We start from the raw sequence: 13,422 nt of genomic DNA, 5'->3' as shown, positions 1-13,422 counted from the left end.
CGGCCACCGTCTTCGTACCTCCAAGGCTACATACGTCCGAACTCCGTACGGGTGATCACCTGAAAGGGCAGCCACGTCGAAGTGGCCGTCCCGGGCAGGCTGTTTCGGGTGCGCAGCGCGGTCAGCTCGTCGGCCGACAGTGCCTTGCGGGTGATCCGGAACTCGTCGAGCGCCCCCGTCAGCGGGTCGCTCCCGTCGAACGCGGCGCCGAGGCGGAAGCCGTCCACGGCATAGGTGCCGCCCACGGTCACCGCGCCCGCCGGGATCGCCGAGCCGCCGAGCGTCACGCCGTCGACGATCAGCAACAGCCGTCCGCCGGAGCGCTCCAGGGCGACCTGATGCCAGGAGCCGTCGCCGAAGCCCGCCGCCGCCGAGCCGTCCACGGCGGCCACGACGGTGGTCGCGGTGTCCGTCTCGACGGCCGCGTACAGCCGGTCCCGCGAGGGCTGGGCCAGCAGCCGGATCTGCCGCTCCGAGTTCCCCGTGCCGTACCCCCGGAACAGCACCTGGTCCGGACTGCCGCTGGTCGCCGAGTACTTGAGCCAGGTGCTGATGGTGAAGTCGGCCGAGCCCAGGGCGGTGGCCGCGCCGTACGGGAGGTCGACCGCGTCGTCCACCCCGTCGAAGGCGAGCGCGTTGCCGAACCTCCCGGGGACGGTGGCCGCGCCGCCCCGGACGAAGCCGTGCCCGCAGTGGACCGTGGAGTCCGGCGTCGCCGGACCCGCCGCGGGCCTGACGACGTCCCTGGCCCCGGTGTTCTGATTCTCGAACGACCACCACAGCGCGGGCGGATCGGCCGGGTACGCGCCGGACGACCCGGCCGCCGACTCCGCGACCGAGGCGATCTCGGCCGTCGTCAGCGCCCGGTGGTAGACCCGGAACTCGTCGACGTCGCCGGTGAGGACATCGGCGCCGTCGAGCTTCGACCCGACCCGCACGCCCTGCTGCCCGCTTCCCCGGGCGGGCGTCAGTGACCCGGTGAGGCCGCCGACAGTGACCGGCGTACGGGCGTCGACCCCGAGCGTGACCCTGTCGCCGGACCGGGTCAGGGTCATCAGATGCCAGGCGCCGTCCCCGTACGCGGTCGCCGAGGTGGTGTCCGCCACGGCGACGGCCGCGCTGCCCGTATCCGTCCGGACCCGGGCGTAGAGCCGGTCCTGCCCGGGCTGCGCGCGCACCCACAGCTGAGGGCTGCCGCGGCCCGAGCCGTAGGCCCACACCAGCGCCCGGTCGGCGGTGGCGGGGCTCGCCGCGTACCGGAACCACAGGGTGTACGTGAAGTCGCCCGAGCCGACGTCGAGCGTCGGCGAGAAGCCGGTCTCGGCCCCCGGACGGGTACGGTCGACGCGCGCCGCGCCCGATCCGATCCGGCCCTTCACGAGGGCAGGGGCGCCGCCGAGCAGGGTGCCGCTGGCGCAGTGGCCGGATACGTCGTCCTCGATGGTGATCCGCCTGCGGTTCGGGACGACCGCCGTGTCGAGTACCTGGAACGCCAGGCGTGCCCCCATCGAGCGGGTGGCCGAGTCGCTGTCCAGGGTGGCCGCGTTGGCGCGCACCTGGTCGAGCTGACTATCTGTCAAAGCCGTTCGATAGAAGCGGAATTCATCGACGGAGCCGCCGAACGTGTCACCGGCCGCACTGCCGGACTTGGCGCCGATGCGGATTCCGTCGACGCCGTCGCCCGGTGCGTCGGTGACCGGTCCCGCGACGCCGGTCGCCGCCCCGCTGACCGTGCCGTCCACGGTCAGCCGGATCCGCGCGCCCGACCGGATCAGCGCCACGTGGTGCCACCGGTCGTCGCCGAACGCGACGGCGGCCGACGGGTCGGTCAGGGCGAGCCGGGCCCCGCCTTCCGCGCCCTGCACCCAGGCGTACAGCCGGTCGTCGGCGGGCCGGGCGCGCAGCCACACCTGCGGCTCGCCCGCTCCCCGCCCGTACGCCCAGAACAGCACCTGCTGCCTGGACGCCGTCGTGGCCGCGTACTTGAACCACATCGTGTACGTGAAGTCCCCCGCGCCCGGGTCCAGCGTCCTCGCGTACGGCACATCGGCGAAGCCACCCGTGCCGTCGAGGGCGAGCCCCTGCCCGAAGCGGCCGCCGGCGAGGGTCGCGTCGCCTTGCACGTAGGCGTCGTTGGCGTCCGGGCCCGAGTCGGGGCTGGTGCGCCCGGCCGTCGGGCCCGGACGCGGGAAGCCCTTGCCGGTGAAGGTGCCCGGCACGCCGAGCGCGCCGGGTGTGGTCACGTCGAAGCGGATCTCGTCGGCGGAGTTGGTCGGGCCGCCCTCGTAGAGCAGTGCGATCTCGCCGGTGTCGAGTTCGGCGAGGTCGGAGTAGGAGGCGCGGTCGTTGCTGATGAGCCCGTTCGGGGCGGCCGTCCAGGTGGTGCCCCGGTCGGTGGAGTAGCGGATCCGCATCAGCTTGCGGTCGGAGGGGTCCGACGGCGCCGAGAAGATCATGGTGTCGCCCGGGGTGCGCTGATAGGTCTGACGAAGTGTCAGTGCCGATCCCTGGACCTCCGGGGTGATCAGACCGGACACGACCGTGGAGGCGGGCACGGTGGTGCCGCCGTCGGCGCTCACCGCGCGCGTACGGTGGTCGGCGCTGCCGCCGATCTCGTTGCGGGAGGCCAAGTAGACGCTGCCGCCCGGCAGTTCGGCCACCGACACCTCGCCGGGGTTGACGGACCCGGCGACATACGAGTTGGCCGTGGAGCTCGCCCGCCAGGTGGCGCCGTGGTCGTCGGAGTACAGGACGCCCGCGTACCGCGTCCCCGATCGGGGGTTCTGGTGCGCGCCGACGACGAGCCGGCCGGTGTGCGGGCCCTCGGTGAGCTGGACGCCGTGCGAGGGTCCGGTGGCGAACCAGCCGGTGTGGGCCCCGCTGAACGTCGGCAGGGCCCTGGGCCTGCTCCAGCTGACCCCGTCGTCGTCGCTGCGCTGCACCCACGGCAGCCGAGGCCCGGTGGGGGTGGCCTCGTTGGAGGTGGACAGCAGGAACACGTTGCCGCTCGCGCGGTCCACCACGGGTGCCGGGTTGCCGCGGGTGTAGGGCGCGGTGGGATCGTCCGGGCTGCCTTCGAGGACGACATGGGCCGGTCCCCAGGTGCGGCCGTCGTCGGTGGAGCGCCGCATCACGAGATCGATGTCGCCACGGTCGGCGCAGGTGGGCGACTTGCGCCCTTCGGCGAACGCGAGCAGGCTCCCGGCCCTGGTCTTGACCAGAGCCGGAATCCGGTAGCAGCCGTAACCCCCGACCCCGGAGCGGAACAGCACCTGCTCGGCGCCGACGAGAGCGCGCGAGGACACCAGCGGACCGCTCGCGGACGCGACGGGCCCGGCGAACAGCACGGCGACGGCCGCGACGGCGAGTGCGAGCACAACGGCGGGGGAGCGGACCGGCGCCCGTCTCCGGCGGGTGACCGAAGGGCCGCCTGGGGCCGGTGGGTTGTCTGGGGGGAACGGCATACAGATCATGGTGATGAACGACGGGTACGGGAACCGGCCACCATCACATGGCGGGTCGCTGAACACCGGATGAAATGTGCCCGCGGTGGGGCCTTACGTGCGCGGGGCGGCGTCAGGCGCGCGCCGCCCGGAGCAGTACGGCGGCCGCCTCGCGCGCCTGGAGCGCGGGCTCGCGGTCCTCGAAGATCCCGGCGGTGACCATCGCGCCCTCGGCGAGCAGGGTCAGTTGGTCGGCCAGGCTCGCGGGCAGTCCGGCGTCCGCGACCAGGTCGCCGACGTACGCGCGGAAGGCGCGCTTGTGGGCGCGCGCCTGGGCGGCGACGCGCGGTGAAGTGGCGCCGAGCTCGCCGTACGCGTTGATCCAGGCGCAACCGCGGAACCCGGGCTCGCCGAACCAGCGGTGCAGATGGTCGTAGACGGCCAGGATCCGCTCCTCGGGCGTCCCGTGACGCTCGACATGGTCGGCGAGGCGGCCGCGCCAGTCGGTGTCCCGGCGCTCCAGATACGCCTCGACGAGCTGGTCCTTGGCGGGGAAGAGCGCGTAGAGCCGCTTGAGGGAGAGCCCGGAGGCGGCCCGGATCTCGTCCATGCCGACGCTCTGGACGCCTCGGGCGTAGAACAGCGCCTCGGCGGCGTCCAGTGCCCGCTCCCGTGCGACCGCGCTGTCCATGGTTCCACCACTCCTTGAAATGAGAACGAACGTTCTCTAGGGTAGCGGCAAGCCGGGAGAACGATCGTTCTCCCGACCCTGGCCCAGCCGACCGAAGGAGACCGTGATGGACGCCCGCCCGCCCCTGCCCCCGTTCGACCTGCACACCGCCCGGCAGAAGGTCCAGGCCGCCGAGGACGCCTGGAACACCCGCGACCCGCACAAGGTCTCGCTCGCGTACACGGAGGACTCCCGCTGGCGCAACCGCGACACCTTCGTCACCGGCCGCGCCGAGATCGTCGAACTGCTCACCGCGAAGTGGGCGCGCGAGCTCGACTACGCCCTGCGCAAGGAGCTGTGGGCATTCGGGGACGACCGCATCGCGGTGCGCTTCCAGTACGAGTGCCGCGACGCCTCGGGGCAGTGGTGGCGCAGTTACGGAAACGAGCTCTGGGAGTTCGACGAGCGCGGTCTGATGGCGCGCCGCGAGGCGAGCATCAATGACGTGGCCATCGCACAGTCGGATCGGAGGATCTTCGGAACGCGCCCCGAATCCGAGCGAGGTGTTCCCTTTCCGCTCCGCTGAACAGGGGAATTTTGGAGTGGTTGGGTGAGCCGGGTCGTTCTTCCAGGGCGGTAGGTGTCCGTCAGAAGTCCATCAGACCCAGAGGGATGGAAGTACACATGAAGCTCACCAAGCGGGCCGGCCTCGCGGCCATGATGACGTGCATGGCCACGGCGGCGGCGGTCGCGCCCGCCGCCGCCGGACAGTCGGTACCCGTCGTGGTGCCGCTGGAAGGTCTGGAGACGGCCCTGCCGCTCGACGCGCCCACGGTGAGCACCGGCGTTCCGATCCCGATGCCCGGCTCGCCGGGCGGCCCCCGGCATGTCGTCGGCTCGCTGATGCCGGCCCCGCTGCTGCCCTCGCTCCCGGTCACCACCGAGCTGCCGTCGACCCTGCTCAAGGCGCCTCTGAAGGACCCGCTCACCGACGACCACCTCGGTTCGGCCGCCCTCGCCACGCCGGAGTCGCCGGTACGCGCCGAGAGCCCCGGGGCGGTCCTCGGCGCGCCCCTCACGCCGCCGAAGGCCGAGCTGTTCGGGCTGCCCGCGCTGGACGAGCCGCACGCCGGTCTGCTCGCCCCGACCCTGCACGGCTCACCGGCCGCCAACCTCGGCCTGCTGTAGACCCCGCAGGGCACATAGCGCATCACGCGTATCCCTGTCAAGGGCACTAGAAATGCGCGGACTTGGGCTCGTAGCGTCGCAGCAGCCCCCACTGTTGGACGAAGGAGCTCTTCCATGGACCACTCACGTCTTGTCGCGGTCACCGAATACGTCAACCGGAATGCCCCTCACCTCGCATTCGAGAAGTCGTCATTCAGCGACCTCGACTACTCCAAGGATTGCGTCGGATTCGCCGTCGACGGTGACAGCGTCGCGGTGACCCATACCAAGCACGCCGACGCGCCCGTGCTCCGCTACAGCCGCTCCGAGATCGCCGCCATGGTCCGCGCGGCGAAAGCGGGACAGCTGGACAAGTTCTGCTGAGCCGGGCCCCTCGCATCGCCCGCGGCCGCCCCCGAGACACGGCCGCGGGCGATGCGCTGTTCTGATCTTGTGCTGGTGGACGCAATGTTCCGGCCGAATCGGTGGCCTCGGACACGCACTTGTGAAGCCGTCCTCACAACCCCCCGGCGCCCTCCCCGGCGCCCCGTCGGCCGGTGACGGCGCGGTCACAGGCCGTTTGCACCGCCCGGCGGCACCGGGGTCGGCCGTCCCCGTACGGGGTACGGGATCCCCGAGGGCATACCAATTTGCGTCACCGTCCGCACAGTTTCCACATCCGTGGGCGAATTTGTTCGCGAAGTCGGTCACTATCACGGCCGTTGAGTACGTCATAGAAGCGGATACCGAACAACGCCCGGCGAGCGGCCGCCGGTGACTGTCCCGACAAGGGGGGCGACATGGAAGAGATCTGCGTTCCACTGTATGTCGAACTGCTGCACGAGGGTGATGCGATGACCCCCGTGGAAGCCCTGATGGCTTACGACCCCGCGGACCCGCTCGCGGTATCCGTGGAATTCGTCTGCGGCAATGGCATGCATACGACATGGACCATGGGCCGTGACCTCGTGGCCGAGGGCCTTGCCTCCCGCTGCCCGGTGGGCCTGGGCGATGTGCGCGTCTGGCAGTACGGCGAGAGCGGGCTGCGGATCCGGCTCCACTCGGACGAGGGCAGCGCCGACCTTCTCGCCGAGCTGGAGGACGTCTCCGACTTCCTGTCCCGTACGTACCAACTCGTCCCGGAGGGAAGCGAGTTGGACGACATCGACGTGGACGAGGTGATACGGATGCTGCTCGCGGCGACGCCCGTGCAGGGGAGCTGCTGGTGCGGCCGGGAGTGCCCGTGCCACGACCACGGCACCGGGTGACGTCGCCTCTCGGAACATGGGTCCCGGTGCATGCGTCTCAGTGCGGGCGTCTCAGTGCATGGGGGAGGCCCCGAACATGGCCAGGCGGTCCGCCGTCGTGCTGTTCGGCGGCGGGGTGAACAGGACCAGGCGGTGATCGCCCTCGGGGGCGAGCAGCACCTGGCAGAACAGGTCGAACGGGCCGAGCTCCGGGTGCAGGACGCGGACACGGTCGCGCCGCCGCACGGCGACCTCGTGCAGCTCCCACAACTCGGTGAACTCCGCGCTCGCGCCGTGCAGCCGTGAGATCAGCCGGGCCGACTCCGCGTCACCGAAGCGGCGGGCCGCTGCCGCGCGCAGATCGGCCACGTGCAGATGGCTGTAGTAGCTGTGCTCCTCCTCCGGATACGGGGCGCGGGCCTGGGGCACGGTGAACCAGCGCCACACCACGTTGCGGCCGTGCTCGGTCTCCGCGCAGACCTCGCCGAGCAGCGCCCGGGCCATCCGGTTCTGGACGAGGATGTCGCCGAGGTCGCTCAGCACCACGGCCGGGGTGGTGGGCAGTTGGTCGAGCAGATGCAGCAGCCCGGGGCTGACCTCGCCGTCCGAGGAGTGCGCGGCGGGTGGGCGGTGACCGGCGAGAAAATACAGATGGTCGCGCTCGTCGGCGCTCAGCCGCAGCGCGCGGGCCAGCGCGCCGAGCATCTGCGGCGAGGGCTGCGGGCCGCGGGCCTGCTCAAGGCGGATGTAGTAGTCGGCCGACATCCCGGCGAGCTGGGCGACCTCTTCGCGCCGCAGTCCGGGCGTGCGGCGGCGCGGCCCGGCGGGCAGTCCGGCGTCGTGCGGGGTGACCCGGTCACGGCAGCGGCGCAGAAAATCAGCGAGCTGGCCGCGGTCAGTCGTCATGATCCACATAATGGCGGAACACGGACGTGGAAACCAGGGACCGTCGGTACCAGGGTCCGCTGGACTCCGGCTCAACCCCCGGTCTCCTCCCACTGGTCGGACCGGTTCGCATTCCGTAAGGCTGGTGCAAGGCAACCGACAGAGCCGTGGCCACGATGGGGTTCATGGAACCCACGACACAGCGCAACGAGGCGGCCGACCGGCTGCTCGTCGACATCGTGGAAGCGGTTCTGGCCCGTACGGGGGTCGGGCCGGGCACCGGTCGATGGCGGGTGAGGGAGGGGGAGTTCTGGTGTCACGTCGCACCGCCGGACGAGCCGGTGCGGGTCCAGGGCTGGAAGCTGCACATCGCGGCGACACCGCTGTCGGCGCCGCTGGTCCTGGCGCGGGCGGCCGCCGTGCTCGTCCGCCACGGGTGCCGGTTCAAGTTCGCCGGGACCGTCCTGCGCGCCGGTGAGCTGGTCGCCCACCGCTACGACCGGGGCGGTGGCGGGAAGTTCCTCACCGTCTACCCCGAGGGCGACGACGCCTGGTTGCGCGGCCTTGCGAAGGAGCTGCACGAGGCGACGCTGGGGCTGCCCGGGCCCGCGATCCTCTCCGACCGGCCGTGCTTCCCGCACAGCCTGGTGCACTACCGGTACGGGGTGTTCACCGGGGTGCGCGCGCTCGGCGACGACGGCGTCCTCGGCGCGATGCTGGTCGCGCCCGACGGACGGCTCGTGCCCGACCGGCGCCGGGCCTGGTTCGCGCCGCCCCCGTGGGCGCCGCGCGACCCGTTCGCGCACGGCGAGTCCACCGGGGTGCCGCCCCGGCGGCCCGCCCCGGCGGCGGTGCTCCTGGACGGCCGCTATCTGGTGCAGGGGGCGATACGGCACGCGTTCGGGGGCGGGGTGTTCCGGGGCGTCGACGAGAACACCGGTGCGCCCGTCATCATCAAACAGGCGCGCCCGCACACGACCGCCGCCCTGACCGGTGAGGACGTACGGGACCTGCGGCGCCATGAGGCGGCGATGCTGGAGGCGTTCGCCGGCAGCGGCTTCACACCGGGCCTGGTGGCGCTCTTCGAGCAGCAGGGCGATCTGTTCCTGGTCCAGGAGGCCCTGGACGGGGTGACCTTGCGTCAATGGGTGCTGGACAGGCTGGAGTTCGACGACGACAAGGGGTGGGGCATACCGCTCGCCGACGCCCTGCGGCGGGCCCGGGCCCTCGCCTGTCTGATGCGGCTCGTGCACGCCGAGGGCTGGGTGCTGCGGGACTTCAACCCGAACAACGTGATGGTCGCCGACAGCGGCGAGGTGCATCTGATCGACCTGGAGATGCTCGCCCGGCCCGGCGAGCCCGCCCGTCGGATCCACACCCCCGGATACGCGGCGCCGGAACAGCTGACCGCGCCCGGGTACGGCCCCGCCCCCGGCATCGCGTCCGATCTCTTCGGCTTCGGCGCGACCCTCTTCCACCTCCTCACCGGGGTCGATCCGCTGCTCGCCGCCGACGACCCGGGCGAACGCACCCAAGCGGAGCGGCTGGCGGCCTGGCTGGCCCGGCTCGCTCAGGGCAACACGGCGGCCCGGCTGCTCGCCCCGCTCGTCGTCGCCCTGCTCGCCGAGGACCCGGCCCGGCGCCCCGGCCTCGACGAGGTCCTGGACCGGCTGGCCGAGACGGCCCGCGCCGCCGACGAACACGCCGACCTGGTGTACGAGCCCGAAGGCGGCACCGAGGCCGAGTCGGCGGAGCTGATCGCGCACGGCGTCGCCCATCTGCTCGCCACCATGGAGACCGGCGGCCGGGACCGGCTGTGGCCCTCGGGACCGGTCGGCGCGGCGACGGACGCGTTCGCCGTCCAGCACGGTGCGGCGGGCGTGCTCGGGGTGCTGGTGCGCGCGTACGAGACCGGCGAGGATCCGGCGGTGCTCGACGCGGTCCGGGGCGCGGCCGAGTGGATCAGCCACCGGGTCGGCCGCGAGCCGCGCACCCTGCCGGGACTGCAATACGGCCGCTCGGGCACCGCCTGGGCGCTGCTCGAAGCGGCCCAACTCCTGGGCGACGACACGCTGTTGGGGCACGCCATGGAGCTGGCGGCCCGGGTCCCGGTCCGTTGGCCGAGCCCCGACATCTGCCACGGGGTGGCCGGGGCGGGGCTCACGCAGCTGAGGTTCTGGGAGGCCACCTGGGAGCGGCGCTATCTGGACCGGGCCCAGGAGGCGGGCGCCGAACTCGCCGCCCTGGCGCACCGGCGCGAGGGCCAACTGGTGTGGCCGGTGCCGCGCGAGATCCTGGGCACCCCGGACGACGTCGTCCACTACGGATTCGCCCACGGGGTCGCGGGCATCGGCGCGTTCCTGCTCGCCCTGGCCCGGGCGACCGGCACCTCGGCGTACGCCGAACTCGCCGTGGAGGCGGCGCAGACGCTGCTGGGCGCCGCCGAGGTGGCGGACGGGGCCGCGTACTGGCGCTCCGGCGAGCGGGGCGGCCCGCGCAAGACGCACTGGTGCAGCGGCTCCTCGGGGGTGGGGACGTTCCTGGTGCGGGTCTGGCAGGAGACCGGCGAGAACGAGTTCCTTCAGTGCGCGCGGCAGGCGGCGGTGGCCGTGCGCCGCTCGCGCCGGCAGATCGGCACGTCGCAGTGCCACGGTCTGGCCGGGGACGGCGAGTTCCTGCTCGACCTGGCGGACGCCTGCGCCGACCCCGTCTACCGCGACTGGGCGGGGGAGCTCGCCTCGGCGCTCCATGTACGCAACGTCCGGCGCGGCGGGCGCACCCTGGTGCCGGACGACAGCGGCACCCAGGTGTGGGCCGACTACGGCACCGGCCTGTCGGGGGCGCTGGCCTTCCTGCTGCGGTACGTCCACGGCGGGCCGCGGCTGTGGCTGCCGCGCGCGCTCACGGCCGGCTGGGCCCAGCACTCCGGCATCGTCACGATGTCGGCCCGAGAGCACGCCGAGAGGGGGTGAACACCGTGACGGAATCCGATGTGACCGCTCTGCAGATGCTGGAGGAAGAGGAGGCACCCGGCTCCGAGTCCTGGCCGCCGCCCACCGCCGGCTCGTGTTGCAGCACGTTCTGAACGGGCTTGTCGACGGACACCGGTCACCGTTGCCGAGCGGGAGCGGCAACGGTGACGGTCCATCAATTTTGTGGTCAGGGCGCCCTGTTCGGCCCGTATCGCAGATAGGTGAGCACCGCAGTGACCCGGCGGTGCAGCTGGGACTCCTCGACCAGGCCGAGTTTGGCGAACGTCGAGTTGACATGCTTCTCGATGGTCGACTCGGAGAGCGACAGCGACTCGGCGATGTTCCGGTTGTTCTTGCCCTGCGCCATCTGCCGCAGCACATCGAGCTCCCGGCGCGTCAGCTGCGCGAGCGGTGCGTCGACCGTGCGGATATGGCTGCCGACCAGCACCTCCACGATGCGCGGGTCGATCACCGAGCGCCCGGCCGCGACCTCGCGCAGCGCGCGCAACAGCTCTTCCAGCTCCCCGATCCGCTCCTTGAGCAGATACGCGAGACCGTCGGTTCCCTGCTGGAACAGGGCGAACGCGTAACTCTCGTTGGCGTGCTGGGACAGCACCACCACACCGATGCCCGGGTGGGCGGCCCGGATGGTGTGCGCGGCGGTGATGCCCTCCGTGTGGTGCTCGGGCGGCATCCGGATGTCGGCGATCACCGCGTCCGGCCTAAACCGGTCCACCGCGTCCAGCAGCTCCTCGGCGGTGCCCACCGCCGCTATGACGTCGACCTCCCCGGTGTCCTCCAACAGCCGCCGGGTGCCCTCCCGTACGAGGTAGTGGTCCTCCGCGATCACGATGCGCATGCGCGCGGGGGCGTCAGGCATGGGCCGTCTCTCGTGAGCGTTCGGTGAGCTGGGCGCACAGGGTGGTGCCGCCGCCCGGGCGGCCGGTGATGGACAGCCTGCCGCCGACCGCCTCGATCCGGTCGCGCAGCCCGGTGAGCCCCGAGCCGAGGCGGGACGCTGCGGGCAGGCCCACGCCGTCGTCGCTGACGTCGAGGCGGAGCGAGCCGTCGACGCGGTCGATCCTGATGGTCACCCCGTCGGCCCGGGCGTGTTTGAGGACATTGGTCAGCGCCTCGGAGACCAGGAAGAACGCGGCTTCCTCGATCTCCGGCGCGAACCGCGCCGAGGAGACCGAGGGGTCGATCTCGACGGTGACCGGAATGGGCAGCCGGCGGGCCTTGGACAGCACGGCGGCGGCCAGCCCCTGGTCGGTCAGTACGGGCGGGTGGATGCCGTGCGCGAACTCGCGCAGATCGTCGATGACCCGGCAGGCGTCGTCCTGGAGCTCGGTGAGGGTGGTGTGCACGGTGTCACCATTGCGGCAGAGCTGGTTGCGGGCGAGTGCCAATTTGGCCACCAGGGCGACCAGTTCCTGCTGGATGCCGTCGTGCAACTGCCGTTCGATGCGCCGTCGTTCGATGTCCTGCGCCTGGACGATCCGGGTCCGCGACGCGTCGAGCTCGCACGCCTGGCGCTGCACCTCGTCGACCCGCCGCGACAGCTCCGCGGTGAGCAGCGCGTTGTGGACCGCGAGCGCGGCCTGCCGGGCCAGCGTCTCGATGAGGTCCTGGTCCTCGGGGGTGAACCGGCCCTCCTCCTTCGATCCGTACTCGATGGCACCGAGCTCGTCGTCCCCGTACCGCAGCCGGACCTCGCCCCACGGCAGCTCCCCGTCCGCCGCCCGCACGCCCGCGAACCCGGCTCCGAACGGCGGGTGCCCGTCCGCCCCCAGGCGTACGCACACCCAGCGCAGATCGAGCCCGTCCCGCAGGGTGAGCGCCAGCTGCGGGCCCAGCCGGGTGAGGTCGTAGGCGTGCTCCAGGGTCGTGCCGCACTGGACGAGCAGTTCGAAGCTGGAGGGCCGGGCCCCGAACACCCGGCGCGCGGCAAGGCGGTTGAGCTGGCGGTGCACGGGCTGGAACAGCATGGTCGCTCCCACCGCCACCAGGACCGCGAGGCCGATCGGCAGATACTGGCCCGCGGTCAGCCCGAGCGCCGTGGTCAGCCCCAGATACCAGGCGCCGATGATCGTCCACAGCAGCCCGTAGACCATCGAGCGCCGGATCGCGAAGTCCATGCCCGGCAGCCGGTGCCGGAACGCCGCGAAGACCAGGCCCGCCGAGATCACGACGTACGGGAGGGCTCCGACCGTCGAACCGACGAAATAGGCCATCCCCTTGTCTTCCAGCCACAGCCGGAACAGCCGCGCCGAGCCGCGCGCGGCGAACACCACGAAGGCGATCAGCGCGATCACCCACACCCGGTCCGTTTGCTCCGCCCGCCCGGCCCGCTGCTCGCGTGCGTCGAGCAGGGACCGTACAAGCAGCAACCCGGCACCCAGACCCGGCATCCAGGCCTCCGGCTGGACCAGCAGCCAGGGCAGCACCCGGTCCGACACCGACGCCATCAGCGTCACGGGATAGGGCACGAGCAGCCAGAGCGCGCGCAGGACCACCCGCTCGTAGCGGTAGCGGATACGGCCGTCGGGCAGCAGGGCGAGCAGCCGGCAGAGCATCACCGCGGCGAGCACGTCGAAGGTCCGGGCGACGGCGAGGACGGCCCACTCGCGCGCCGTGTTCGAGTGCCAGCCGGTCGCCGGGGGAGACGTCAGCGTGAACCGCACGGCCATGCCGATCGCCGCGAACGACCCGGCCGCGAGCAGCCGTCGGGCGACGGGATGCAGCGGGCTGTGCCATGACAGCGAGAGTCCTGCCACATAGGTGGTGAGGATGCACGCCAGACTCCACGGCAGCGTCTGCGCGGCGGAGATCCACACGCCCAGCGGTATCCCGTACACCAGCCCCAGCCCGCCGCAGATCGCGAGCACACGCATCGGCCGTCCCTCACCAGGCTCTTGCATGGTGCCATTTTCGCGGCGTGCCGGGCCCGCTGTACAGAAAGCCCGCCTCACCGCCCGTATGGCGGACAGCCTCCATACGGGAGCGAGGCGGCCCGCATTCCCCGGACCCGCCCCGCC

The 13,422-nt window shown here is 72.2% G+C and carries 11 protein-coding genes; 6 read left to right on the top strand and 5 right to left on the bottom strand.

The annotated features are described in order from the left end of the window. Window positions 1-26: 26 nt before the first annotated feature. Together ACGFRG_RS03790 and ACGFRG_RS03785 are read right to left on the bottom strand one after the other, a co-directional pair. Window positions 27-3,377 (bottom strand): LamG-like jellyroll fold domain-containing protein, encoded by a 3,351-nt coding sequence (locus ACGFRG_RS03790; RefSeq protein WP_393261040.1) that lies wholly within the window; start codon window positions 3,375-3,377, stop codon window positions 27-29. 199 nt (window positions 3,378-3,576) lie between these two features. Beyond that, on the bottom strand, window positions 3,577-4,134 hold the full coding sequence (locus ACGFRG_RS03785; protein WP_361418123.1) for a TetR/AcrR family transcriptional regulator: 558 nt from the start codon (window positions 4,132-4,134) through the stop codon (window positions 3,577-3,579). Between the two features lie 106 nt (window positions 4,135-4,240). Here ACGFRG_RS03785 and ACGFRG_RS03780 point away from each other — a divergent pair, with 106 nt between their 5' ends. The 4 genes from ACGFRG_RS03780 (at window position 4,241) to ACGFRG_RS03765 (ending at window position 6,548) form a co-directional block, all read left to right on the top strand. Beyond that, entirely contained in the window at window positions 4,241-4,699 is a 459-nt protein-coding gene (locus tag ACGFRG_RS03780; RefSeq protein ID WP_361418120.1) for a nuclear transport factor 2 family protein, read from the top strand. Between the two features lie 98 nt (window positions 4,700-4,797). Beyond that, window positions 4,798-5,301, top strand: a complete 504-nt coding sequence (locus tag ACGFRG_RS03775; protein WP_393261038.1) for a hypothetical protein — start codon at window positions 4,798-4,800, stop codon at window positions 5,299-5,301. Between the two features lie 114 nt (window positions 5,302-5,415). After that, window positions 5,416-5,664, top strand: a complete 249-nt coding sequence (locus ACGFRG_RS03770) for a DUF397 domain-containing protein (protein WP_188277714.1) — start codon at window positions 5,416-5,418, stop codon at window positions 5,662-5,664. A gap of 416 nt (window positions 5,665-6,080) precedes the next feature. Further along, on the top strand, window positions 6,081-6,548 hold the full coding sequence (locus ACGFRG_RS03765) for an SsgA family sporulation/cell division regulator (protein ID WP_361418114.1): 468 nt from the start codon (window positions 6,081-6,083) through the stop codon (window positions 6,546-6,548). A gap of 51 nt (window positions 6,549-6,599) precedes the next feature. Here the strand turns inward: ACGFRG_RS03765 and ACGFRG_RS03760 are convergent, their stop codons facing one another. Further along, window positions 6,600-7,433 carry a helix-turn-helix transcriptional regulator gene (locus ACGFRG_RS03760; RefSeq protein ID WP_361418111.1) on the bottom strand — a complete coding sequence of 278 codons (834 nt, stop codon included), beginning with the start codon at window positions 7,431-7,433 and terminating at the stop codon, window positions 6,600-6,602. Window positions 7,434-7,597: 164 nt separating this feature from the next. On the opposite strand from ACGFRG_RS03760, the gene lanL reads away from it, so the two are divergent. Continuing rightward, window positions 7,598-10,384, top strand: a complete 2,787-nt coding sequence (gene lanL, locus ACGFRG_RS03755) for a class IV lanthionine synthetase LanL (protein WP_393261034.1) — start codon at window positions 7,598-7,600, stop codon at window positions 10,382-10,384. Between the two features lie 5 nt (window positions 10,385-10,389). After that, window positions 10,390-10,497, top strand: a complete 108-nt coding sequence (locus ACGFRG_RS03750) for an ALQxL family class IV lanthipeptide (protein WP_361418105.1) — start codon at window positions 10,390-10,392, stop codon at window positions 10,495-10,497. Window positions 10,498-10,571: 74 nt separating this feature from the next. On the opposite strand, the gene ACGFRG_RS03745 is transcribed toward ACGFRG_RS03750, so the two are convergent. Together ACGFRG_RS03745 and ACGFRG_RS03740 are read right to left on the bottom strand one after the other, a co-directional pair. Then, window positions 10,572-11,264 carry a response regulator transcription factor gene (locus tag ACGFRG_RS03745; RefSeq protein ID WP_361418102.1) on the bottom strand — a complete coding sequence of 231 codons (693 nt, stop codon included), beginning with the start codon at window positions 11,262-11,264 and terminating at the stop codon, window positions 10,572-10,574. Continuing rightward, window positions 11,257-13,305 (bottom strand): histidine kinase, encoded by a 2,049-nt coding sequence (locus tag ACGFRG_RS03740; protein ID WP_393261030.1) that lies wholly within the window; start codon window positions 13,303-13,305, stop codon window positions 11,257-11,259. The genes ACGFRG_RS03745 and ACGFRG_RS03740 overlap by 8 nt, the downstream gene beginning before the upstream one ends. Window positions 13,306-13,422 lie beyond the last annotated feature (117 nt).

The sequence above is a fragment of the Streptomyces sp. NPDC048696 genome, from assembly GCF_043198895.1.
Taxonomy (GTDB): Bacteria; Actinomycetota; Actinomycetes; order Streptomycetales; family Streptomycetaceae; genus Streptomyces.
This window is presented reverse-complemented; position numbering and strand designations above follow the sequence as displayed.